General features: G+C 70.1%; 21 protein-coding genes. 19 read left to right on the forward strand and 2 right to left on the reverse strand.

Annotated features, from left to right (window positions below):
- The first annotated feature begins 48 nt into the window (after positions 1–48).
- The 9 genes from ftsZ (at position 49) to V3C34_RS08705 (ending at position 6,977) form a co-directional block, all read left to right on the forward strand.
- Complete coding sequence (ftsZ, locus tag V3C34_RS08665; RefSeq protein WP_068324950.1) at positions 49–1,335, forward strand: cell division protein FtsZ; 1,287 nt, start codon at positions 49–51, stop codon at positions 1,333–1,335.
- 14 nt (positions 1,336–1,349) lie between these two features.
- Positions 1,350–2,081: a polyphenol oxidase family protein gene (locus V3C34_RS08670; RefSeq protein WP_345912528.1), complete on the forward strand. Its 732-nt coding sequence runs from the start codon at positions 1,350–1,352 to the stop codon at positions 2,079–2,081.
- Entirely contained in the window at positions 2,078–2,779 is a 702-nt protein-coding gene (locus tag V3C34_RS08675) for a YggS family pyridoxal phosphate-dependent enzyme (RefSeq protein ID WP_068324948.1), read from the forward strand. Before V3C34_RS08670 ends, V3C34_RS08675 begins: the two co-directional genes overlap by 4 nt.
- A 46-nt stretch (positions 2,780–2,825) precedes the next feature.
- Entirely contained in the window at positions 2,826–3,299 is a 474-nt protein-coding gene (locus V3C34_RS08680) for a cell division protein SepF (protein ID WP_068324947.1), read from the forward strand.
- A 41-nt stretch (positions 3,300–3,340) separates the two neighbouring features.
- The gene (locus V3C34_RS08685) at positions 3,341–3,616 is read left to right on the forward strand and encodes a YggT family protein (RefSeq protein ID WP_068324946.1); all 276 of its coding nucleotides are present in this window, start codon (positions 3,341–3,343) and stop codon (positions 3,614–3,616) included.
- A gap of 72 nt (positions 3,617–3,688) precedes the next feature.
- Entirely contained in the window at positions 3,689–4,777 is a 1,089-nt protein-coding gene (locus V3C34_RS08690; RefSeq protein ID WP_346006754.1) for a DivIVA domain-containing protein, read from the forward strand.
- A 217-nt stretch (positions 4,778–4,994) separates the two neighbouring features.
- Positions 4,995–5,495 carry a TraR/DksA family transcriptional regulator gene (locus V3C34_RS08695; protein WP_068324944.1) on the forward strand — a complete coding sequence of 167 codons (501 nt, stop codon included), beginning with the start codon at positions 4,995–4,997 and terminating at the stop codon, positions 5,493–5,495.
- Complete coding sequence (lspA, locus tag V3C34_RS08700) at positions 5,468–6,049, forward strand: signal peptidase II (RefSeq protein ID WP_346006755.1); 582 nt, start codon at positions 5,468–5,470, stop codon at positions 6,047–6,049. Before V3C34_RS08695 ends, lspA begins: the two co-directional genes overlap by 28 nt.
- Complete coding sequence (locus V3C34_RS08705; protein ID WP_068324942.1) at positions 6,042–6,977, forward strand: RluA family pseudouridine synthase; 936 nt, start codon at positions 6,042–6,044, stop codon at positions 6,975–6,977. Before lspA ends, V3C34_RS08705 begins: the two co-directional genes overlap by 8 nt.
- A 10-nt stretch (positions 6,978–6,987) precedes the next feature.
- On the opposite strand, the gene V3C34_RS08710 is transcribed toward V3C34_RS08705, so the two are convergent.
- The gene (locus V3C34_RS08710; RefSeq protein ID WP_255218282.1) at positions 6,988–8,514 is read right to left on the reverse strand and encodes an AMP-binding protein; all 1,527 of its coding nucleotides are present in this window, start codon (positions 8,512–8,514) and stop codon (positions 6,988–6,990) included.
- 174 nt (positions 8,515–8,688) lie between these two features.
- On the opposite strand from V3C34_RS08710, the gene dnaE reads away from it, so the two are divergent.
- Entirely contained in the window at positions 8,689–12,291 is a 3,603-nt protein-coding gene (dnaE, locus tag V3C34_RS08715) for a DNA polymerase III subunit alpha (protein WP_068422117.1), read from the forward strand.
- Positions 12,288–14,444: a S9 family peptidase gene (locus tag V3C34_RS08720; RefSeq protein ID WP_346006756.1), complete on the forward strand. Its 2,157-nt coding sequence runs from the start codon at positions 12,288–12,290 to the stop codon at positions 14,442–14,444. The genes dnaE and V3C34_RS08720 overlap by 4 nt, the downstream gene beginning before the upstream one ends.
- Here the strand turns inward: V3C34_RS08720 and V3C34_RS08725 are convergent.
- On the reverse strand, positions 14,425–15,513 hold the full coding sequence (locus V3C34_RS08725) for a DUF4185 domain-containing protein (protein ID WP_068324938.1): 1,089 nt from the start codon (positions 15,511–15,513) through the stop codon (positions 14,425–14,427). The genes V3C34_RS08720 and V3C34_RS08725 overlap by 20 nt on opposite strands.
- 194 nt (positions 15,514–15,707) lie before the next feature.
- Here V3C34_RS08725 and V3C34_RS08730 point away from each other — a divergent pair, with 194 nt between their 5' ends.
- The 8 genes from V3C34_RS08730 to V3C34_RS08765 all read left to right on the forward strand — a co-directional run bounded on the left by V3C34_RS08730 (position 15,708) and on the right by V3C34_RS08765 (position 22,100).
- A complete protein-coding gene (locus V3C34_RS08730; RefSeq protein WP_068324937.1) occupies positions 15,708–16,073 on the forward strand; it encodes a hypothetical protein in 366 nt (121 codons plus the stop codon).
- A gap of 24 nt (positions 16,074–16,097) precedes the next feature.
- Positions 16,098–16,547 carry a hypothetical protein gene (locus V3C34_RS08735; RefSeq protein ID WP_346006757.1) on the forward strand — a complete coding sequence of 150 codons (450 nt, stop codon included), beginning with the start codon at positions 16,098–16,100 and terminating at the stop codon, positions 16,545–16,547.
- Positions 16,548–16,579: 32 nt separating this feature from the next.
- Positions 16,580–17,377, forward strand: a complete 798-nt coding sequence (locus V3C34_RS08740; protein WP_346006758.1) for an MOSC domain-containing protein — start codon at positions 16,580–16,582, stop codon at positions 17,375–17,377.
- A gap of 183 nt (positions 17,378–17,560) precedes the next feature.
- A complete protein-coding gene (locus V3C34_RS08745) occupies positions 17,561–18,712 on the forward strand; it encodes an ABC transporter substrate-binding protein (protein ID WP_346006759.1) in 1,152 nt (383 codons plus the stop codon).
- Between the two features lie 34 nt (positions 18,713–18,746).
- A complete protein-coding gene (locus tag V3C34_RS08750; protein ID WP_068324934.1) occupies positions 18,747–19,613 on the forward strand; it encodes a branched-chain amino acid ABC transporter permease in 867 nt (288 codons plus the stop codon).
- Complete coding sequence (locus tag V3C34_RS08755) at positions 19,610–20,617, forward strand: branched-chain amino acid ABC transporter permease (RefSeq protein WP_068324933.1); 1,008 nt, start codon at positions 19,610–19,612, stop codon at positions 20,615–20,617. Before V3C34_RS08750 ends, V3C34_RS08755 begins: the two co-directional genes overlap by 4 nt.
- A complete protein-coding gene (locus V3C34_RS08760) occupies positions 20,617–21,396 on the forward strand; it encodes an ABC transporter ATP-binding protein (RefSeq protein ID WP_346008554.1) in 780 nt (259 codons plus the stop codon). The genes V3C34_RS08755 and V3C34_RS08760 overlap by 1 nt, the downstream gene beginning before the upstream one ends.
- Positions 21,393–22,100, forward strand: a complete 708-nt coding sequence (locus V3C34_RS08765) for an ABC transporter ATP-binding protein (protein WP_068422100.1) — start codon at positions 21,393–21,395, stop codon at positions 22,098–22,100. Before V3C34_RS08760 ends, V3C34_RS08765 begins: the two co-directional genes overlap by 4 nt.
- Positions 22,101–22,103 lie beyond the last annotated feature (3 nt).

Consider the following 22,103-nt stretch of genomic DNA (forward strand, 5'->3'; position numbering starts at 1 on the left):
GCCTTCAGGCGGTGAGGCACCACCGAGCAGCAGCAACAGGAGTCCCCCGTGGCATCAGCCCAGAACTATCTGGCCGTTATCAAGGTCGTCGGCATCGGCGGCGGTGGCGTCAACGCCATCAACCGGATGATCGAGGTCGGCCTCAAGGGTGTCGAGTTCATCGCGATCAACACCGACGCCCAGGCGCTGCTGATGTCCGACGCGGACGTCAAGCTCGACGTGGGCCGCGAGCTCACCCGCGGCCTCGGTGCCGGCGCGGACCCCGAGGTCGGCAAGCGGGCCGCCGAGGACCACGCGGAGGAGATCGAGGAGGTCCTCAAGGGGGCCGACATGGTCTTCGTCACCGCGGGCGAGGGTGGCGGCACGGGCACCGGCGGTGCCCCCGTCGTCGCCAAGATCGCCAAGGGCCTGGGTGCGCTCACCATCGGTGTCGTGACGCGTCCGTTCACCTTCGAGGGGCGTCGGCGCGCCAACCAGGCCGAGTCCGGCATCGGTGCGCTGCGCGACGAGGTCGACACCCTCATCGTCATCCCCAACGACCGGCTGCTCTCGATCAGCGACCGCGCGGTCAGCATGCTCGACGCCTTCCGCAGCGCGGACCAGGTGCTCCTCTCCGGTGTCCAGGGCATCACGGACCTCATCACCACGCCGGGCCTGATCAACCTCGACTTCGCCGACGTCAAGTCGGTCATGCAGGGTGCCGGCTCGGCACTCATGGGCATCGGCTCCGCCCGCGGCGAGGACCGCGCCGTCCAGGCCGCGGAGCTGGCGATCTCCTCGCCCCTGCTCGAGGCGAGCATCGACGGTGCGCACGGTGTGCTCCTGTCGATCCAGGGTGGCAGCGACCTCGGTCTCTTCGAGATCAACGAGGCCGCCCGCCTCGTCCAGGAGGCCGCGCACCCCGAGGCCAACATCATCTTCGGTGCGGTCATCGACGACGCCCTCGGCGACGAGGTGCGAGTGACGGTCATCGCGGCCGGCTTCGACGGTGGGTCCCCGACGCAGCGCCCGGACGACCGGGCCCTCGGCCAGGTCCAGTCCGGCGGACAGGGGCGACCGGCCCCGGCTCAGCAGGCCCCCGCGCAGCAGCAGCGCCCGGCCCAGCCGCAGCAGGGTCGTCCCCAGCAGGTCCCGGCCCAGCAGGTTCCGGCGCAGGCCCAGCCGCAGCAGGTCCCGGCCCAGCAGCAGGCGCCCGCCCAGCAGCAGGCGCCCGCCCCGGCGCAGCCCCAGCCGGTCCCCGCGCAGGCCCCGGCTCAGGCCGCGCCGGCGACGCCTCCGCGGCAGGTGACCTTCGACGACGGTGACGACCTGGACGTCCCCGACTTCCTGAAGTGACCTGACCGGACCCAGTGTTTGCCTGGAGAGACGACACCGCCGGACTCGTGCGGGCGTTCACCGATCGGCACGGGGGGCGCAGTGTCGCCCCCTTCGCCGGTCTCAACCTCGGCGCCCACGTCGGCGACGACGCCGCAGCGGTCGCGGGCAACAGGGCCCTCGTCGAGGAGGCCACCGGTCTGCGGACCGTCTGGGCGGACCAGGTGCACGGCGCCGACGTCATCCACGTGACCCCGGAGCTGCTCGCGGCGGACCGCTCCGGGACCGGTGCGGTCGGGACCGGTGACGCGATGGTCAGCGCCGTGCCCGGCGTCGCCCTCGGCGTGCTCGTGGCCGACTGCACCCCCGTCCTCGTCCACGACGCCGCGGGTCCGCTCGTCGGGGTCGCCCACGCGGGCCGCCCGGGCATGGTGGCCGGGGTCGCGCTCCGCCTCGTCGAGGCGATGCGCGACCTCGGCGCCACCGACCTGCTCGCGACCGTCGGCCCGTCGGTCTGCGGTCGCTGCTACGAGGTCCCCGACGAGATGCGCGCGGACGCGGCACAGGTCGCGCCCGTCTCCGCCGCGATCACGTGGACCGGCACGCCCGCCATCGACGTCGCGAGCGGCGTCGTCGACCAGCTGCGCCGAGCCGATGTGCCCGTCGAGTGGGTCCCCGGGTGCGCGCGCGAGGACCAGGCGCTCTACTCCTACCGGCGCGACGGACGGACCGGGCGCTTCGCCGGGATCATCGGGAGGACGGCATGAGCGGGCGAAGGGAGGAGCTCGCCGCCAACCTCGAGCGCGTCGAGGAGCGCATCGCCCGCGCGTGCGAGGCGGCCGGCCGGCCGCGCGAGGACGTCCGGCTCGTCGTCGTGACGAAGTTCTTCCCCCGCAGCGACCTCGACCTGCTCGCCGACCTCGGCGTGACGGACATCGGCGAGAACCGGGAGCAGGAGGCCGCGGCCAAGCTCGCTGAGGGTGGCACTCCCGAGGGCGTGCGCACCCACTTCATCGGCCAGCTGCAGTCGAAGAAGGCCGGTGCCGTCGCCCGCTGGGCCGACGTCGTCCAGTCCGTCGACCGGGCGAAGCTCGTCGGCGCGCTCACCCGCGGCGCCGAGGCGGCCGGGCGCGAACTGACGGTGCTCATCCAGGTCGACCTCGACGCGGAGCCCGACGGCCACCGCGGGGGAGCGGTCCCCGGCGACGTGCCGGCCCTCGCCGACGAGATCGCGGGGTCCCCCCTTCGTCTCGCGGGCCTCATGGCGGTCGCGCCGCTCGGCGAGGACCCCGACCCCGCCTTCGCCCGCCTCGCGGAGCTGTCCGCGCGCCTGCGGGTCGACCACCCGGACGCCGACTGGATCTCCGCCGGCATGAGCGGTGACCTGGAGTCCGCGGTCCGCCACGGTGCGACACACCTGCGTGTCGGGACGGCAATCCTCGGAGATCGGACGTCCCACCGGTAACTTCGGTGACACCGAAGGCAACAGGTGTGTGACGAAGGATGAGGACATGACGGCACTGCGCAACGCGATGGTCTACCTCGGGCTCGCGGAGGACGACAAGCGCTACGACGAGTACGACGACCAGTACGTCGACGAGTACGAGGCCGGTCACGACCTCGTCGAGGAGGAGCACGCCGCCGAGGTCACGCCGCTGCGCCGTGTCCCGAGCGCTCCTGCCGTCCGCGAGGTGGAGGTCACCGCGATGAACCGCATCACCACGATCCACCCGAGCACGTACAACGACGCCCGCGCCATCGGCGAGAGCTTCCGCAGCAACACGCCGGTGATCATGAACCTCACCGACATGGACGACTCCGACGCCAAGCGTCTCGTCGACTTCGCCGCCGGCCTGGTCTTCGGTCTGCACGGGTCCATCGAGCGGGTCACCAACAAGGTCTTCCTGCTCTCCCCGGAGCACATCGAGGTCGACGCAGAGGGTGGCGAGCCGGCGCAGCCGCGCGCGCTGTTCAACCAGAGCTGACCCTCCCAGCGGGCCCCAGACCCCCGACCTAGGCTGGATCCATGTCGATCGTCCGCGGCGTGCTGAACCTCGTTCTGTACGTCTACCTCCTCGTCCTCTTCGGGCGCCTCGTCCTCGACTGGATCCAGGTCTTCGCCCGTGAGTGGCGACCCCGTGGCGTGATCCTCCTCGTGGCCGAGGCGATCTACTCGCTCACCGACCCGCCCCTGAGGGCTCTGCGCAAGGTCTTCAAGCCCCTGCGCATCGGCGGTGTCGCCATCGACATCGCCTTCCTCATCCTGATCCTCGCGGTCTACATCCTCCTGGGCATCGTCTAGGCTGAGCGGGATGCCCGTGCGCGCTCCGCGTGACATGGGCGTGCACACTGTCCGATCGCTTACGGAGGAACAATGGCGCTCACGCCCGAGGACGTCCTCAACAAGACCTTCACCCAGACCCAGTTCCGTCGTGGGTACGACGAGCGCGAGGTGGACGACTTCCTCGACGAGGTCGTGGCCGAGATGCGCCGCATGGTCAAGGACTCGGAGGACCTGCGGGCCCGGGCCCAGGACGGGAGCGCTCCCGCAGCCGCTGCCGCCCCGGTCGCCGAGGGGTCCGGCAAGGCCGACGAGGCACTGGCCCGCGAGAACCGCGACCTGCGCGCCCGGCTGGACGACCTGCGCAGCCGGTTCGAGAAGGAGACGGCCGCCCGCGCGGCGGCCGAGAAGCGCGCCACCGAGCTCGAGCGCGCCAAGGGCGACGAGAGCGAGCGGGCCAAGGGCGACGCCTCGGTGAGCCGTGCGCAGCAGGGCGCCGACGAGCGCATCGCGACCGTCACCGCCCGCGCCGAGGAGGCGGAGAAGCGCGCCCAGGAGCGCATCGCCGCCGCCAACGCGGCCGCCGACAAGGCCGAGGCCGAGGCGAAGTCCCGCCAGGACAAGGCTGCCGCCGCCCCGGTGGCCGCCGCTGCCGGGACCGACGGTGGCGCCGGCCAGATGGCCGCTGCCGCCGGTGGCGGCGCCGGTGCCTCCGGGCTCATCGCCCTCGCGCAGCGCCTGCACGACGAGCACGTCGCCGAGGGCCAGAGCCAGCGGGACAAGCTCATCGCCGAGGCACAGCGCCGCCACGACGAGCTGATCAGCACCGGACAGGCCAAGCACGACGAGCTGCTCTCCACGGGGCAGGCGAAGTACGACGACTTCGTCAAGACCGGTCAGGGCAAGCGCGACCAGTTCATCGGCGAGGGCACGACGCAGCGCGACAAGCTCATCTCGGACGCGCAGACCAAGAGCACCACGATGGTCAGCGAGGCCGAGGCCCAGCGCAAGAAGATCCTCGACGACCTCAACGCGCAGAAGACGCGCATCGAGGGCCAGATCGCGGAGCTGACGACCTACGAGCGTGACTACCGTCGCAAGCTCAAGGACTTCATCAGCAGCCAGCTGAAGGGCCTCGACAGCAGCGCCACCGTGGCGCCGGAAGCCTCCGCCAAGCACTGACCTCAGCCACTCGGTCGCCCCGCGGGCGGCGTCCACCCGATGTCGGGAGGGCGCCGCCCGCGGCGTGTCCCGGAGCGGTGCGGCGAGGTCGTCGTCCCGCGGGTCGAGACCGACACCAAGTTGTCACGTGGCGAGTGCGACCGGGCGACGAAAACGTCGTACCCTGCGTTGACTCTGATCCGTGCTCTCGGCCCGGATCCACGATCTGAGGACGGTCATGGCCGCGAAGAAGACCACGACGAAGACCGCCACCGCGGCCGCGACGAAGAAGAGCGCGACGGCCAAGGGGGCCACGAAGAAGACCGCTGCCAAGAACGGCACGGCCACCACGTTCGCCGTCCGCGAGGACGAGAGCCCCTGGACCGCCAAGGAGCTCAAGGAGGTCAGGGCCGAGCTCGACGCCGAGATCGCCCGCCTGACCGCGGAGATCGACACGGCCGAGGCGGGGCTGACCGAGTTCCTCAAGGAGCCGGTCGACGGCGCGGGCGACGACCAGGCCGACGCGGGCGCCAAGTCCTTCGAGCGCGAGCACGAGCTGAGCCTCGTCGCGGGCGCCCGTACGGGCCTGGAGCAGAACCAGCACGCCCTCGACCGGCTCGAGGACGGCACCTACGGGATCTGCGAGTCCTGCGGCAACCCGATCGGCAAGCTTCGACTCCAGGCCTATCCTCGTGCGACCCTGTGCATGACATGCAAGAGTCGACAGGAGCGGCGCTGAGCGCCCCATACACCCCAGACCACGACGACGACACCCCGGCGGCGGGTTCCCGCTCCGGGGTGCTGCGGTGGTACGCCGTCGCGGCCGTCGTCACCCTCGTCCTCGACCAGGCCACCAAGGTCTGGGCGCTCGACGCCCTGACCGACGGGAGGGTGGTCCCCGTGCTCGGTGACCTCCTCTCCCTTCGCGTCATCCGCAACTCGGGCGCCGCGTTCTCCATCGGCGACGACATGACGTGGGTCATGACGATCATCGCCGTCGCGGTGACCGCGGCGATCGTGTGGGTGACCCCGCGCATCCGCTCGACCCACTGGGCCGTCTCGCTCGGGTTGCTGCTCGGCGGGTCCCTCGGCAACCTCTACGACCGGTTCTTCCGTGAGCCGGGCCCGCTGCGCGGGCACGTCATCGACTTCATCGACTACGCCGGGTACTTCGTCGGCAACGTCGCGGACATCGCGATCGTCGGTGGGGCCGGGCTGCTCATCTGGCTCGTCCTCACCAACGTCGGGATCGACGGCTCGCGCCCGAAGCACACGGAGGAGTCCCATGGGTGACACCCGCAACGTCCTCGTCCCCGACGGCCTCGAGGGGGAGCGGGTCGATGCCGCCGTGGCGCGGCTCTTCGGCCTCTCCCGCACCCGGGTCGCCGAGCTCGCCGCCGACGGCCAGGTCCTCGTCGAGGGCGCGACCGTCGTGAAGTCCTCCCGGGTGAGCGCCGGCGACCGCATCGAGATCACCCTGCCCTCGGTCGACGAGAGCCCGGGCGTCGCGATCGTCGCCGAGCCCGTGCCGGGGATGCGGATCATCCACGACGACGACGACATCGTCGTCGTGGACAAGCCGGTCGGCGTCGCAGCCCACCCCAGCGTGGGCTGGAGCGGGCCGACCGTCCTCGGCGGTCTCGCAGCGGCGGGGTACCGGATCACGACGAGCGGGGCGAGCGAGCGCCAGGGCATCGTCTCCCGGCTCGACGTCGGCACGTCCGGCCTCATGGTCGTGTGCAAGAGCGAGTACGCGTACTCCGTGCTCAAGCGCGCCTTCAAGCAGCGCACGGTCGACAAGACCTACCACGCACTCGTCCAGGGCCTGCCGGACCCGCACGTCGGCACGATCGACGCCCCCATCGGCCGGCACCCGAGCGGCGACTACAAGTTCGCCGTCATGGACTCCGGCAAGCACGCGATCACTCACTACGAGCTCATCGAGGCCTTCCGCCACGCCTCGCTGCTCGAGATCAAGCTCGAGACCGGCCGCACGCACCAGATCAGGGTGCACATGGCCGCCCTTCGTCACCCGTGCGTCGGGGACCCGACGTACGGCGCCGACCCGACGCTGAGCGCGAAGCTCGGCCTCGAGCGCCAGTGGCTGCACGCGATGGGCCTGGGCTTCATCCACCCGGGCACCGGCGACTACGTGCACTTCGAGAGCACCTACCCCGACGACCTGCAGACCGCCCTGGACCGGCTCGCCGGCATGCACTGAGGCCGTACGGCTAGTTGACGAGGCGGTCGCGGCCCTCCCAGTACGGGGCGCGGAGCTTGAACTTCTGCAGCTTGCCGGTCGCCGTGCGGGCCAGCTCGTCGCGGAACTCGATGGAGGTCGGCGCCTTGTAGCCGGCCGCCTTGGACTTGCACCACGCGATGAGGTCGGCCTCGGTGGTCGTGGACCCCTCGGTGAGGACGACGAGGGCCTTGATCGTCTCGCCCCACTTGGCGTCCGGGACGCCGATCACGGCGACCTCGGTGACGTCCGGGTGGGAGAAGAGGACGTCCTCGACCTCGATCGAGGAGACGTTCTCCCCGCCGGTGATGATGACGTCCTTCTTGCGGTCGCTGATCGTCACGTAGCCGTCGTCGGTGATCGTGCCGCCGTCACCGGTGTGGAACCACCCGCCGGCGAAGGTGCGCTCCGTCTCCTCCGGGAGGTTCCAGTAGCCCTCCATGACGACATTGCTGCGGGCGAGCACCTCGCCGGTCTCCTCGTCGACCTTCATCCGGCAGCCCAGGGCGGGGGAGCCGGCGCGCACGAGCTTGCCGGCGCGCTCCTGCGCGGACAGGTCGTCCCACTCGGCGCGGGTGCGGTTGATCGTGAGGAGGGGGGAGGTCTCGGTGAGGCCGTAGATCTGGATGAACTCCCAACCCAGCTCCTCCTCGACCCGGGCGATCGTCTGCGTGGGCGGCGGCGCGCCCGCGACGATGATGCGGACCCGGTCACGGCCGGGGACCTCGCCCTGCCACTCCGCGGCCGCGGCCAGCACGGAGTTGACCACTGCCGGGGCCGCGCACATGACGGTGACGCCGTGGCGCTCGACGCGCCGCAGGATCTCCGCGCCGTCGATCTTGCGGATGACGACGTGCTGGGCCCCCACGCCCGTCATGGCGAAGGGCATGCCCCACCCGTTGGCGTGGAACATCGGCAGCGTGTGCAGGTAGACGTCGCGGTCGCTGATGCCCGCGTGCAGGCCGAAGGTCACGGCGTTGGTCCAGATGTTGCGGTGGGTGATCTCCACGCCCTTGGGGCGAGCGGTGGTGCCAGAGGTGTAGTTGATCGTCGCGACCGCCGACTCGTCCGCCTCCCAGGCACGAGGAGTGGCGTCCTCCGTGTCGCCGAAGAGGTGCTCGTCCTCGCCGAGGACGAAGGTGTGCTCCGCCGAGACCTCGTCGACGAGGGAGGTCAGCTCGGGGTCGATGTAGAGGACGCGGGCGCCGGAGTGCTCGACGATGAACCGCACCTCCTCGGGGGCCAGGCGGAAGTTGACGGGCACGAGGACCCGGCCGGAGCCGGAGACCCCGAAGAAGCTCGTCAGGAGGCGCGCCGAGTTGTGGCTCACCACGGCGACCCGGTCGCCGACCTCGATGCCGAGCGAGTCCAGGTGGGCCGCCTGGGCGAGGGCGAGCCGGCGCATCCGCGCGTAGGTCACGTCCTCCAGGGGCGCAGCCGGCTGGTCGGGCTCGTCGACGACGGCGATGCGCTCGCCGTAGACCGCGGCGGCGCGGTCGATGAAGTCGTTGACGGACATGGGGACGAACATCCCGGGGCCTCCTGTGAGGTGGTTGACGGCGGTGTCGGTCCCGACGGTAGACCCCCTTCGTCCGGCGCGGTAGCGGGCGTCCCACCGCGACGCGCCGAGTGGCGGTGACGGAGCGACCGACGGCGTGCTCGGCTGTCGGGGGCGCGATCTAGACTCGGGTCGATGTCCGAGCTGCCGCGTCCCGAGAACTTCGTCCACCTGCACAACCACACCGAGTACTCCATGCTCGACGGTGCCGCGCGGATCAAGGACATGTTCTCGACCGCCCAGGAGATGGGCATGCCGGCGATCGCGATGACCGACCACGGCTACCTCTTCGGGGCACACGAGTTCTGGAAGACCGCGCAGTCCTACGACGTCAAGCCGATCATCGGCCTCGAGGCCTATGTCGCCCCCGGGACGCACCGCAGCGACAAGACCAGGGTGAAGTGGGGCGACGAGCGCACCCGGCCCGGCGACGATGTCTCCGGTGGTGGCGCGTACACCCACATGACGCTGCTGGCCCGCAACAACACCGGCATGCACAACCTGTTCAAGATGGGCTCGCGGGCCTCCCTCGACTCCGTCTTCGCCAAGTGGCCGCGACTCGACCGCGAGCTGCTCTCCCAGTACGGCGAGGGGCTCGTCGCGACGACAGGCTGCCCCTCCGGCGAGATCCAGACGCGGCTGCGGCTGGGCCAGTACGACCTCGCGGTCCAGGCCGCGTCGGAGTTCCGGGACATCTTCGGCCGCGAGCACTACTTCCTCGAGCTGATGGACCACGGCAACCAGATCGAGCGCCGGGTGCGCGAGGACCTGATGCGCCTGGCCAAGGACCTGCAGCTGCCGCTCCTGGCGACCAACGACCTGCACTACGTCAAGCAGGAGGACGCGATCGCCCAGGACGCGCTCCTGTGCATCAACTCCGGGTCCAAGCTGCACGACCCCGACCGCTTCAAGTTCGACGGGGAGGGCTACTACCTCAAGTCGCCCGAGGAGATGCGTCGGCTGTGGCGCGAGCTGCCCGAGGCGTGCGACAACACCCTGCTCGTCGCGGACATGTGCGAGGTCTCCTTCGTCGAGGGCGAAGGGCGGTACATGCCGAAGTTCGACTGCCCGCCTGGGGAGTCGGAGCAGTCGTGGTTCGTCAAGGAGATCCAGACCGGCCTCGGTCGCCGCTTCCCGGACGGCATCCCGGAGTACGCGCAGAAGCAGGCCGACTACGAGATCGACGTCATCGTCGGCAAGGGCTACCCCGGGTACTTCCTCGTCGTCGCCGACTTCATCAACTGGGCCAAGCGCAACGGCATCCGCGTCGGGCCGGGCCGTGGCTCCGGTGCCGGCTCCATGTGCGCCTACGCGATGGGCATCACCGACCTCGACCCCGTGCCGCACGGCCTGATCTTCGAGCGCTTCCTCAACCCCGAGCGCAAGTCGATGCCCGACTTCGACGTGGACTTCGACGAGCGCCGGCGGGCCGAGGTCATCAAGTACGTCTCCGACAAGTACGGCGACGAGCGCGTGGCGATGATCGCCACCTACGGCACGATCAAGGCGAAGCAAGCGGTCAAGGACGCCGCCCGCGTCATGGGCCACCCCTTCAACGTCGGCGAGCAGCTGACCAAGGCGATGCCCGCCGACGTCATGGGCAAGGGCGTGCCGCTGGCGAAGATGTGGGACAAGGAGCACGACCGCTTCGGGGAGGGGCAGGAGTTCCGCCAGCTCGTCGAGTCCGAGAAGCACCTCGGTGAGGTCGTCGACCTGGCCAAGGGCCTCGAGGGTCTGAAGCGCCAGTGGGGCGTGCACGCCGCCGGCGTCATCATGTCGAGCGAGCCGCTCATCGACGTCATCCCGATCATGCGCCGCCTGCAGGACGGTCAGGTCCTCACGCAGTTCGATTACCCGACGTGCGAGACGCTCGGCCTGGTCAAGATGGACTTCCTCGGCCTGCGCAACCTGACGATCCTCGACGACGCCCTGGTCAACATCAAGGACAACCGCGACGAGGAGATCGACCTCGACGCGCTGAGCAAGGACATGACCGACAAGGCGACCTACCGCCTGCTGAGCCGTGGTGACACGCTCGGGGTCTTCCAGCTCGACGGCGGCGGCATGCGCACCCTGCTGCGCCTGATGCAGCCGGACAACTTCGAGGACATCTCCGCCGCCCTCGCGCTCTACCGCCCCGGCCCGATGGGCGTCAACGCGCACACCAACTTCGCCCTGCGCAAGAACGGCCGCCAGGAGGTCGTGCCGCTCGACCCGCAGCTGAAGGGGAAGCTCCAGCCGCAGATGGAGGAGGCGCTCGGCCCGATCCTCGGCACGACGTACGGCCTGTGCATCTACCAGGAACAGGTCATGGAGATCGCGCAGAAGCTGGCGGGCTACACGCTCGGCAACGCCGACCTCCTGCGCCGCGCCATGGGCAAGAAGAAGAAGGAGGTCCTCGACAAGGAGTACGTGCCCTTCTCCGAGGGCATGAAGGCCAACGGCTACAACGAGGCGTCGATCGCCGCGCTGTGGGGCGTGCTCGTCCCCTTCTCCGACTACGCGTTCAACAAGGCGCACACCGCCGCGTACGGCCTGGTCTCCTACTGGACCGCCTACCTCAAGGCCAACTACCCGGCCGAGTACATGGCCGCCCTGCTCACCTCGGTCGGCGACGACAAGGACAAGTCGGCGCTGTACCTCAACGAGTGCCGCCGCATGGGCATCAAGGTGCTGCCGCCCTCGGTCAACGAGTCCCAGGCCCGCTTCTCGGCCGTCGGCACCGACATCCGCTTCGGCCTCAACGCCATCCGCAACGTCGGCCGCAACGTCGTCGACGGGATCATCGCGGCCCGCGAGGAGAAGGGGGCCTTCACCTCCTTCGACGACTTCCTCGCCAAGTGCCCGGCCGTCGTGTGCAACAAGCGGACCATCGAGTCGCTCATCATGGGCGGCGCCTTCGACGACCTCGGCCACCCGCGGCAGGGGCTGGTCATGGTCCACGAGGAGTACGTCGACGCCTTCGTCGGCGTCAAGCGGCAGGAGGCCGTCGGCCAGGACTCGCTCTGGGACATGTTCGGCGGCGGCGACGAGGAGGCCGACGTGCCCGGCGCCGGCATCGAGGGCATGGGCCTGCGGCCGATCCCGCAGGTGGAGTGGGACAAGCGGGCCAAGCTCGCCAACGAGCGCGAGATGCTCGGCCTCTACGTCTCCGACCACCCCCTCTTCGGCGTCGAGCACGTGCTGCAACGCGCCGCTGACACCTCGATCGCGACCCTCACGCAGCCCGACTCCGGGGTGAAGGAGAACAGCAATGTCACCGTTGCGGGGTTGGTCACCGGGCTGAGCGTCAAGCGCACCAAGAAGGGCGATCTCTGGGCGATCGCGACCGTGGAGGACCTCGAGGGGGCCATCGAGTGCCTCTTCTTCCCCAAGACCTACCTCACGGTCCAGACGATGCTCACCCAGGACATCGTCGCGGTCGTCCGCGGGCGGGTGAACGCCCGCGACGACACGGTCTCGATCTACGCCGAGGACCTGACGATCCCGGAGCTCACCGACGGTCCCCGCGGACCGGTCGTCCTCACGCTCGACTACGCGCGGGCGACCACCGGCCGCATCGAGGAGGTCAAGCAGGTGCTCTCCCAGCACCCGGGCAGCACCGACGTGCAGATCAAGCTCGTCCAGCCCGGACGATCCGTGACGATGTCGGTCGACCCGTCCTACCGGGTCGAGCCGACCGAGGCGCTCATCGGTGACCTCAAGGTGATCCTCGGCGCCCGGGCGGTGTCGGCATGAGCGAGCACGCGAAGGGGGAGGCCCCCACCCCTCCCGTGGCGGCGCAGAAGCCGTGGACCCGCACCCACCACGGCGAGGACGTCGCCGACCCCTACGAGTGGCTCCGTGACGGCGAGGACCCCGAGGTCCTCGCCCACCTCGAGGCGGAGAACGCTTACGCCGAGGCCACGACGGCGCACCTGGCCCCCCTTCGCCAGCGCCTGTTCGACGAGATCAGGAGCCGCACGCTCGAGACCGACCTGAGCGTCCCCGTCGCCTCCGGCGACTGGTGGTACTACGCGCGGACCGTCGAGGGCAGCCAGTACGCGATCCAGTGCCGCGCGCCGCTCACCGACCGCACGACCGTGCCCGAGCTCGACCCGTCGCAGCCGCTGCCGGGCGAGGTCGTGCTGCTCGACGGCAACGCGCTCGCGCAGGGCCACGAGTTCTTCTCGCTGGGTGCCTTCGAGGTGAGCGCCGACCACAGCCGCATGGCGTACGCCGTCGACGTGACCGGTGACGAGCGCTTCGACGTCACGGTGCTCGACATCGCCACCGGGGAGGTCCTCGACGAGGCGGTCACCGGGGCGGGGTACGGGCTGGCCTTCTCCCGGGACGCCCGGCACCTCTTCCACGTCGCCGTCGACGACGCGTGGCGGCCGCACGAGGTGTGGCGGCACGAGATCGGCACCGCCCGGGACGCCGACGCGCTGGTGCACCGCGAGGACGACGAGCGCTTCTGGATGGGCATCGGCACCAGTCGCGACGAGCGCTGGGTGGTCATCGGCCTCGGCAGCAAGACGACCTCCGAGGTCCACCTCGTCGACGCCGATGACCCGACCGCTGCGCCGCGGTGCGTCGCCCCCCGACGGGAGGGCGTCGAGTACGACGTCGAGCCCGCCGCCGACCACCTGCTCATCGTGCACAACGAGCGCCAGCCCGAGGGCGACCTCGCCTGGGCACCGCTGGAGGCCACGAGCGCCGAGCAGTGGCAGCCGCTCCTGATGCGCGCCGAGGGCGAACGCTTCGTCGGGGTCGACGCCTTCGACGACTTCGCGGTCCTGTCGCTGCGTGCCGACGGGCTGCCGGCGCTGCGCCTCCTGCCGCGACGGGCGAGGTCCACCCCCTTCGTCGGCTCGGACTACGGACCACCGACGGAGGTGGCCTTCGACGACGAGCTGCACTCGGTCCACCTCGGCCCGGTCGCCGACACCGACACCGACCGCATCCGGGTCGTCCACGAGTCCTGGGTCTCGCCGCGGTCGGTGCTCGACCTCGTCGTCGCGACGGGGGAGCGGACGGTCCTCAAGCGCCAGCCGGTGCTCGGGGTCGACCTCGCGGACTACGAGCAGCAGCGCACCTGGGCGACCGCGCCCGACGGCACCCGCGTGCCGGTCTCGCTCGTCATGCGCCGCGGGACGGTTGCCGACGGCACCCACCCCGGCCTGCTGTACGGCTACGGCAGCTACGAGATCAGCATGGACCCGTACTTCTCCATCGCCCGGCTGTCGCTGCTCGACCGCGGGGTGGTCTGGGCCGTCGCCCACGTGCGCGGCGGCGGCGAGCTCGGGCGGCACTGGTACGACGACGGCAAGATGCTCGCCAAGCGGCAGACCTTCACCGACTTCGTCGCGGTCGCCGAGCACCTCCACGAGACCGGCTGGGTCGCCCGGGACCGCCTGGCGATCGAAGGGGGGTCCGCCGGCGGTCTCCTCGTCGGTGCCGCGGCCAACCTGGCGCCCGACCGCTTCGCCGCGGTCCTGGCGGCCGTCCCCTTCGTCGACGCGCTGACGACGATCCTGCGGCCGGACCTGCCGCTCACGGTCGGCGAGTGGGAGGAGTGGGGCAACCCGCTCGAGGACCCCGAGGTCTACCGTTACATGCGCGGCTACAGCCCCTACGAGAACCTCGCGGACGTCGAGTACCCCGCCATCCTCGCGACGACCTCGCTGCACGACACGCGCGTCTACTTCACCGAGCCGGCCAAGTGGGTGGCGCGGCTGCGCGAGGTGACCCGGCACTCGCCCGAGCGCCCGGTGCTGCTGCGCACCGAGATGAGCGCCGGGCACGGCGGACGCTCGGGTCGCTACGACGCCTGGGAACAGACCGCGTGGGAGTGGGCGTGGGTGCTCGACCAGATCGGCGCGACCGAGCTCAGCCCAGGTCGAGGGTGATGAACTTCGGCCGGTAGAGCGTCGGGTCGCGGGTCAGCTCACCGAAGTCGAAGGTGTTGACGTTGTACGAGATGAGCAGCTGCTCGTCGTCGGACAGCGTGGGGTGGCCGTGCGCGTTGTACGTGAAGTGCTGCCCGCGTCCCGACTCGGGGGTCTCGTAGATCCGCTGCGGGTCCGCCCACGGGCCCTGCGGCGAGCACGCCGTCCACGCGTTGATCCCGGGGCTGAAGGGCTGCGAGGTGTCCGAGGAGATCATCAGGTAGCCGTCGCGGTAGGGCGTGACGCTCAGCTCGTTGGCCACGCCGTCGGTGAGCCGCGCGCTCCGCGTCGGGTCGCTCGTCCACCCGTCGGCGCCCCGGTACTCCCAGCGGGTGCGGTCGGTGAGGTTGCCGGCGGGCACGCGCGCCAGGTGCAGGTGCTTGGTCTGCTCGAGGTCCTCGATGCCGTAGACGTAGGTGTACGTCGGTGTTGGCATCACCCCGGCGCCCCAGGCGACGTGGTCGGTGCCGGAGCTGCCGGGGTCGATGATCTCCTCCACCTCGAGGCCCGGCAGCGAGACCCGCGCCATGGCGTTGCGGTCCCACGCGAAGCCCTGCTCGCCGACCCGGCGGGTCAGGGAGAGGAAGACGACGAGCTCCTCGCCCTGCACGAGCGCGTCCTGCACCCAGTAGTAGGTGTCCTCGCTCGGGTCGGGGAAGAAGGACTCGGGCCCCTCGGACGTGTGCGTGCTCAGGCGCCCGGAGTCGTCCTCGGCCACGAGCGCGTTGTGGACCATCGCCATGCCCGGTCGCGGTGTGCCCCCGGCGGTGACCTCACCGATGAAGGAGTCGGAGAACAGCCACAGCGTGCGACCGTCGGGCAGCCCCACGGAGTACGTCGAGTCGCCACCGACCCACCCTGGTCCGGTGAGCTCGAAGCGCCGGTCGTCCTCGCGTGACGGCGTCGCCCAGTCGAACTCCGCCGTCACCGCGTCGCAGCCCGCCCCGGGTGCCTCGTCCGTGCAGGCCGCGAGCATCCCCCCGCCGAGCGCGAGCGCGACGAGGCCCGCGGTGACACCGGTGCGGCGCATGCGGGCTCCTCGGACGAAGGGGGTCGCCCCCATTGTGACCGACGGGTCACCTCGGGTAGGTGGCTGCGGCGCGTCCCCGATGTCACGACTGCGCAATGACAGGTGTCATGGGGAGACATCTCGCAGCCCGGGGAGCATCATGGGGGTGAGGGCCCGGCCGCCCGACCGTGCCCACCGAGACCAGGAGGTGCCCGATGGGCGCAGCAGTCGAGATCAGCACCGGTGACATCGCGCCGGAGCACCTGGCAGGCAAGCACGTGATGCTCGGGTCCACCGAGCTCGGGGTCCTCGGGGGGTCCGAGTCGTCGGTCCGCTACGACATCCCGTCGGGCAAGCACGTGCTCTACCTCAAGGACGGGCTGACGACCTCGGGTGCGGTGGCCTTCCGGGTCCAGGCGGGGCACTGCGCGCAGATCGTCGTCAAGGACACCGAGGCGGGGATCTTCAGCGCCTTCTTCGGCGGCTGGTTCGCCCTGCAGCGCGCGGGCGATCATCGCCTCGAGCCCGGGGTGCCCGGCGCCGAGGAGATCTCCGAGGACGAGGTGCCCGTCGGGGCATGAGACCCGTGGGGGAGCATGTCCCCCATGAGCACCGACGACGCCGCCCGGCTGGCCCGCGGCGAAGAGCTGGAGTACCGGGCCGCGCGCGTGGGCATGGTCTTCGTCCTGATGTTCTGCCTCGGCTTCACCGTCATCGGCCTGTGCCTTCTCGGCGGCGAGGGACTGCTGCGGATGCTCGGGGTGGCGCTCATCGTCTTCTTCGGTGCCGTCGGCATCCCCGTCGCGGTGTGGAGGCTCGCGCGTCCCGGCGTCCACGTGCGCGTCTCGGCCGCCGAGGGCGTGTGGATCCGCGAGCTCGGCGCGTGGATCCCGTGGTCGCACATCGTCTCGGTCGGTCGCGGACGGGTGGCGGCACGTCCCGTCGTCGAGCTGCACCTGCGGGACGGTCGGACGGTGGAGATCCCGCAGACGATCAGCGCCTCCCCGGTCGACGTCCACCCGGTCCTCGCCGCCGAGCACGCCCGCCGGTCCTGACGGCGCCGGCCCGCTCACTACGATCGGGGAGCATGCGCGTCACCCAGCTGCGGATCTACCCGGTCAAGTCGCTCGGGGGCACCGACGTCGACTCGGCGCAGGTCGAGCCGTGGGGCCTGGCCGGGGACCGACGATGGGCGCTCGTCGACCCGGCGGGGGAAAAGGTCACCGCCCGCGAGGAGCACGCCCTGCTGCGCCTGTGGGCCGAGCAGGTCGACGAGGAGACCATCCGCATCCACGACGAAGGGGAGAGCATCCTCGTCGACGTCCCGCTCGGTCTCCCACCGGTCCCGGTGAGCCACTCCCGTCAGGGATTCGCCCCGCCCGCGGACCAGGACGTCAGCGAGTGGATCAGCGACCGGGTGGGTCGCCCGCTGCGCCTCGTGTGGCAGGAGGACCCGCGGGTCCGGCGGATGTCCGGCGCGCACGGGGGCCTCGAGGGCGACACCCTCTCGCTCGCGGACGCCGGGCCGCTGCTGCTCACCTCCGAGGTCTCGCTCGCCCGGCTGCAGGAGTGGGTGGGCGCGGACGAGGAGCCGCTCAGCATGCTGCGCTTCCGCCCCAACGTCGTCATCGACGGCGAGGAGGCCTTCGTCGAGGACGCGTGGCCGACGGTGCGCATCGGTGACGTCCGGTACCGGACGGCCGAGGTGTGCGACCGCTGCGTCATGACGACGATCGACCCGGTCACGCTGGCCACGGGCCCGGAGCCGATCCGCACGCTCTCGCAGTACCGCAGGTGGGAGGGCAAGACGTGGTTCGGCACGCGTCTGGTCCCGCTCGGCGCGGGCGGGCTGCGGCTGGGCGACGAGGTCGTCCCCGGACCCTGAGGGGCCCTGCGACACGCGGGTCGCACGCCAGCCGTTGACAACTGTGAGGAGCACCACTACGTTCGCAAACTGAATCTGAACACAGATTCATTTCAGAGGTTCTCAACGAGGAGATTCCCGATGGCGCTTGTTCCTTCGTCCCGAGTCCGCCGTTCGTTCGCCCTGGCCGCGAGCGGAAGCCTGGTGCTCGCTCTCGCTGCCTGTGGCGGGGAGGGGAGCGACGGAGGGGCCGGTTCGGGTGGCGACACCCTCGTCATCGGCTACTCCGCCGGGATCAGCGGTGGCGCCGCCGAGTACGGCCGCAACGTGCAGAACGGCCTCCAGATGGCGATCGACGACCTCAACGAGGAGGGCGTCGAGATCGACGGCAAGCAGTACACGCTGAAGCTCGAGAGCCTCGACGACCAGTACCAGCCGAGCACCACCGGGACCAACGCCCAGCGCCTCGTGCAGAAGGAGGGCGCGAAGATCGTCTTCGTCCCCCACGCTGGTGGCATCAAGGCGGCCCAGGAGCTCAACACCTCGCGCGACAAGTTCCTCATCGGCGCCTACAGCTCCGACCCGGACATCCTCTCCAGCGGCAACGAGCTCACCGTGATGATCCCGCCGTCCTTCACCAGCTACATCGACCCCTTCATCGACAAGGTCGACACCAAGGGCAAGGGCAAGCTCGGCCTCCTCACGACCTCGAGCGAGTTCGGCCAGGAGTGGACCAAGGCGGCGACCAAGAGCTGGAAGGACGCCGGCGGCCAGGTGCTCTCCAACAACAACATCGACTACGGCACCGTCTCCGACTTCGCGGGACCCGTGTCCAAGACGCTCTCCGGCAAGCCCGACGTCATCCTCGTCGGCGGCCCCTCGCAGCCGACAGCGCTGATCATCGAGGAGGCCCGCAAGCAGGGCTACGACGGTGCCTTCATGATCATCGACCAGGCGAAGTTCGAGGAGATGGAGGAGTTCACCGAGCCGGAGAACCTCGACAACTCCGTGGGCATCGCCCCGGTCAAGGAGTTCGAGGGGACCGAGGACTTCATCTCCCGGTACCAGGAGAAGTTCTCCTCCGACAAGCCGGTCAACGCCGACATCGCGCTGAACTACCAGTCGCTCCCCGTCTTCGTCGAGGCGATGAAGACGGCCGGCAGCACCGACGACCCGGAGGCCATCCGCGAGGCCATGCCCGAGGCCGTCGGCGAGGTCGACGACAAGTTCAAGGTCGCCTTCGCGCCCGACAGCATCACCGACAAGGGCCACTTCGTCTCCGACGGACTCAAGGCGGCCTACCGCAACGACAAGGGCGAGTACGAGATCTTCGACATCGACCAGCCGAAGGAATGAGCCCGGTGACCAGCGACCCCCACGGAGGTGACGGATGACCCTGTTCATCCAGCAGCTCATCAACGGTCTGGCGCTCGGCGGCATCTACTGCCTGGCCGCCATCGGCCTGACCCTCGTCTTCGGCGTGCTCGGGTTCCCCAACCTCGCCCACGGCGCGCTCTTCATGGTCGGCGGGTACCTGACCTACACCCTGCTCGTCGACGTGGGGCTGCCCTACGTCGTTGCCATCGTGCTGGCGGCGGTGCTGCTGGCGGCCATCGGTGTCGTCTTCGAGCGGCTGATCTTCCACCCGCTGCGCAACGCGCCGCACACCCACCACATGATCGCGACGGTGGGCGTGATGTTCTTCCTGACGTCCGTCGTCCAAGAGGTCTGGGGGACCGGGTTCCTGCGGATGGAGTCCCCCTTCGACGGGCGGCTGACCGTGGCCGGCGCGCAGATCTCCTGGCAGCGGATCATCATCATCGTCACCGCGATGGTCGTCCTGATCGCCCTGACCTTCTTCCTCAAGAGGTCCGTGCACGGTCAGGCGATCGAGGCGATCGAGCAGGACCGGACCGGTGCCGCTCTGGTGGGCATCAACCCCAACGTCGTCTCGATGCTGACCTTCGCCGTCTCGTTCGCCCTCGTGGCGATCTCGGCGGGGCTCGTCGCCCCGATCCAGCTGCTGTCGCCCGGGATGGGGGAGTCCCTGAGCCTCATCGTCTTCGCGATCATCATCCTCGGCGGGCTCGGCTCCCTCCCCGGAGCCATCATCGGTGGGTTCGTCATCGCGATGGCAGAGGTCATGGCCTCGACCTACATCTCCGTCGGCGCCGGGCAGGCGGCGGTCTTCGTCGTCCTGATGGCCGTGCTCGCGATCAAGCCGACCGGGCTCTTCGGGATGGTGGAGCAGCGATGACCACGATGCTCAAGCCACGGCTCCTCGGCGTCGCCGTCGTCCTCATCGCCTTCCTCGTGGCGCCGTTCCTCGTCGAGGGCCAGCCCTACCTGCTGCGCATCGTCACCACGGCGGCGGTCTACGCGATCGCGGCCTACGGGATGAACATCATCCTCGGCCTGACCGGGCAGCTGTCCCTGGCCCACGGTGCCTTCTTCGGTGTCGGTGCCTACGTCGTGGGACTGGCCACGACCGACCACGACTGGTCCTTCTGGACCGCGTTCCTGGTCGCCGTCCTCGTCACCACGGTGCTCGGCTACGCCTCGGGGCTGATCGCCCTGCGGACCCAGGGGGCCTACTTCGCCATCTTCACCATGGCGCTCGGGTTCCTGATCTACATCATCATCATCCGGTGGGAGTCGGTGACGCACGCGCACTCGGGTGTCAGCGGGATCAAGCTGCCCGAGGGCATCGGTCCGATCGACTTCGAGGACCCGGTGGCCCTCTACTACCTCGTGCTGCTCTTCCTCGCCGGAGCGGCGTACACGACGCACGCGATCCTCGGCTCCAACGCGGGACGCTCGCTCGTGGCCATCCGCACCTCTGAGGACCTGGCGAAGTCCATCGGGGTCAACGTCGGCGTGAGCAAGCAGCTGGCCTACACCGCCTCGGCGGGCACGGCCGGTCTGGCGGGCGGGCTCTTCGCCACGCTCAACGGCTTCATCGGCGCCGACTCCGCGTCGATCGACTTGACCTTCCAGTTCCTCCTCTTCCTGCTCATCGGCGGGATGGGGACGGTCATGGGACCGATCGTCGGCAGCGTCCTCGTGGCCTTCCTCTTCGAGATGCTGCAGGATCTCGAGGCCTACCGCTTCATCGTGCTCGGCCCGATCATCGTCCTGCTCGTCATCTTCGCCCCGCGTGGGATCGTCGGGTACCTCAACGAGTTCATCGCGGGACGACGGCGCAGGTCCTCCCCACCCGAGGCCGCCGTCGCCTCGACCACGACGGAGAGGGGACTGTGATGTTGCTCGAGGTACGTGGGCTCGGCAAGGCCTTCGGTGGCCTGGACGCGGTCAAGGACGTCGACTTCGACGTCCCGGAGGGCTGCGTCACGGCGATCATCGGACCCAACGGCGCCGGCAAGTCGACCTTGTTCAACCTGCTCGCGGGGTTCTACCGGCCGACCTCCGGCACCGTGACCTTCCGGGGCAAGGACATCACTGGCATGCACCCGCACCAGACGGTGCGGGAGGGCATCGCCCGGACCTTCCAGACGACGCACCTCTTCGAGGGTGCCACCGTCCTGGACAACGTGCGGGCCGCCAGCGTCGTGCGCTCGACGTCCAACGCGCTCGACGCGGTGCTGCACACGCCGCGGCACCGGCGGGACGAGCGGCGCAGCCTCGCGAAGTCGATGAGCGAGCTCGAGTTCGTCGGCGCGGCGCACCTGAGGGATGAGATCGCCTCCACGCTCCCGCAGGAGGCGCAGAAGCGGATCTCGATCGCCCAGGCGCTCGCCACCGAGCCGGTCCTGCTGCTCCTCGACGAGCCCGCCGCCGGGACCACCGACGAGGAGACGGAGTCCTTCGGGATGCTCATCCGGCAGATCGTCGCCCGCGGGATCACCGTCTGCCTCGTCGAGCACAAGATGTCGATGGTGATGAACCTGGCCGACCAGATCGTCGTCCTGGACCACGGTCAACGCATCGCCATGGGCACCCCGGAGGAGATCAGGAACGATCCGCTCGTCATCGAGGCCTACCTCGGTGCCGACGCGGGCGCGGCAGGAGCAGCATCATGATGAGCATCACCGGCCTGAGCGCCGGGTACGGCGCGGGCAACGTCCTGCACTCGGTCGACATCACCGCACCGGCGGGTGAGCTGACGGTCATCCTGGGCGCCAACGGGTCAGGGAAGTCGACGCTCTTCCGCACGGTGAGCGGCATCCTGCGGCCGACCAGCGGACGCGTGGAGTTCGACGGAGAGGAGACCACCCGGGCCCGACCGGCGACGATCGTGCGCAGGGGGCTCGCGCACTGCCCCGAGGGACGCCACCTCTTCCCACGGATGTCGGTGGAGAAGAACCTCACGCTCGGTGCCTACGTCGGTCGACGGGACAGGAAGCGCGTGCGGGAGCTCCTCGAGCGCACCTACGAGCTCTTCCCCGTCCTGCGCGACAAGAGCCACCAGAACGCGGGCTCCCTCTCGGGCGGACAGCAGCAGATGGTGGCCATCGGTCGTGCGCTGATGTCGGACCCGAAGATGCTCATCCTCGACGAGCCGTCGATGGGGCTGGCACCGCTCATCACGCAGCAGGTCTTCGACGCCATCGTCGGGATCAACCGGGAGGGCATCGGTGTCCTGCTCGCAGAGCAGAACGCGCGATCCGCGCTGAGGATCGCGACCACCGGGTACGTCCTCGCGGAGGGCAGGGTGGTCCTCTCCGGTCCCGCCGCCGACCTGGCTGACGACCCTGCGGTGCAGCAGGCCTACCTCGGGGTCTGACCG

Origin of the sequence: Janibacter terrae (assembly GCF_039636765.1) — a bacterium.
Classification (GTDB): Bacteria; Actinomycetota; Actinomycetes; order Actinomycetales; family Dermatophilaceae; genus Janibacter; species Janibacter terrae.

Bases quoted from the DNA above. Each gene is read 5' to 3' on its own strand.
- V3C34_RS08685 (WP_068324946.1), top strand. From the start codon at position 3,341: ATGTCGATCGTCCGCGGCGTGCTGAACCTCGTTCTGTACGTCTACCTC.
- V3C34_RS08680 (WP_068324947.1), top strand. From the start codon at position 2,826: ATGACGGCACTGCGCAACGCGATGGTCTACCTCGGGCTCGCGGAGGAC.
- V3C34_RS08695 (WP_068324944.1), top strand. From the start codon at position 4,995: ATGGCCGCGAAGAAGACCACGACGAAGACCGCCACCGCGGCCGCGACG.
- V3C34_RS08765 (WP_068422100.1), top strand. From the start codon at position 21,393: ATGATGAGCATCACCGGCCTGAGCGCCGGGTACGGCGCGGGCAACGTC.
- V3C34_RS08720 (WP_346006756.1), top strand. From the start codon at position 12,288: ATGAGCGAGCACGCGAAGGGGGAGGCCCCCACCCCTCCCGTGGCGGCG.
- V3C34_RS08705 (WP_068324942.1), top strand. From the start codon at position 6,042: ATGGGTGACACCCGCAACGTCCTCGTCCCCGACGGCCTCGAGGGGGAG.
- V3C34_RS08755 (WP_068324933.1), top strand. From the start codon at position 19,610: ATGACCACGATGCTCAAGCCACGGCTCCTCGGCGTCGCCGTCGTCCTC.
- V3C34_RS08750 (WP_068324934.1), top strand. From the start codon at position 18,747: ATGACCCTGTTCATCCAGCAGCTCATCAACGGTCTGGCGCTCGGCGGC.
- V3C34_RS08710 (WP_255218282.1), bottom strand. From the start codon at position 8,514: ATGTCCGTCAACGACTTCATCGACCGCGCCGCCGCGGTCTACGGCGAG.
- V3C34_RS08675 (WP_068324948.1), top strand. From the start codon at position 2,078: ATGAGCGGGCGAAGGGAGGAGCTCGCCGCCAACCTCGAGCGCGTCGAG.
- V3C34_RS08690 (WP_346006754.1), top strand. From the start codon at position 3,689: ATGGCGCTCACGCCCGAGGACGTCCTCAACAAGACCTTCACCCAGACC.
- dnaE (WP_068422117.1), top strand. From the start codon at position 8,689: ATGTCCGAGCTGCCGCGTCCCGAGAACTTCGTCCACCTGCACAACCAC.
- V3C34_RS08735 (WP_346006757.1), top strand. From the start codon at position 16,098: ATGAGCACCGACGACGCCGCCCGGCTGGCCCGCGGCGAAGAGCTGGAG.
- V3C34_RS08740 (WP_346006758.1), top strand. From the start codon at position 16,580: ATGCGCGTCACCCAGCTGCGGATCTACCCGGTCAAGTCGCTCGGGGGC.
- V3C34_RS08730 (WP_068324937.1), top strand. From the start codon at position 15,708: ATGGGCGCAGCAGTCGAGATCAGCACCGGTGACATCGCGCCGGAGCAC.
- V3C34_RS08760 (WP_346008554.1), top strand. From the start codon at position 20,617: ATGTTGCTCGAGGTACGTGGGCTCGGCAAGGCCTTCGGTGGCCTGGAC.
- V3C34_RS08725 (WP_068324938.1), bottom strand. From the start codon at position 15,513: ATGCGCCGCACCGGTGTCACCGCGGGCCTCGTCGCGCTCGCGCTCGGC.
- lspA (WP_346006755.1), top strand. From the start codon at position 5,468: ATGCAAGAGTCGACAGGAGCGGCGCTGAGCGCCCCATACACCCCAGAC.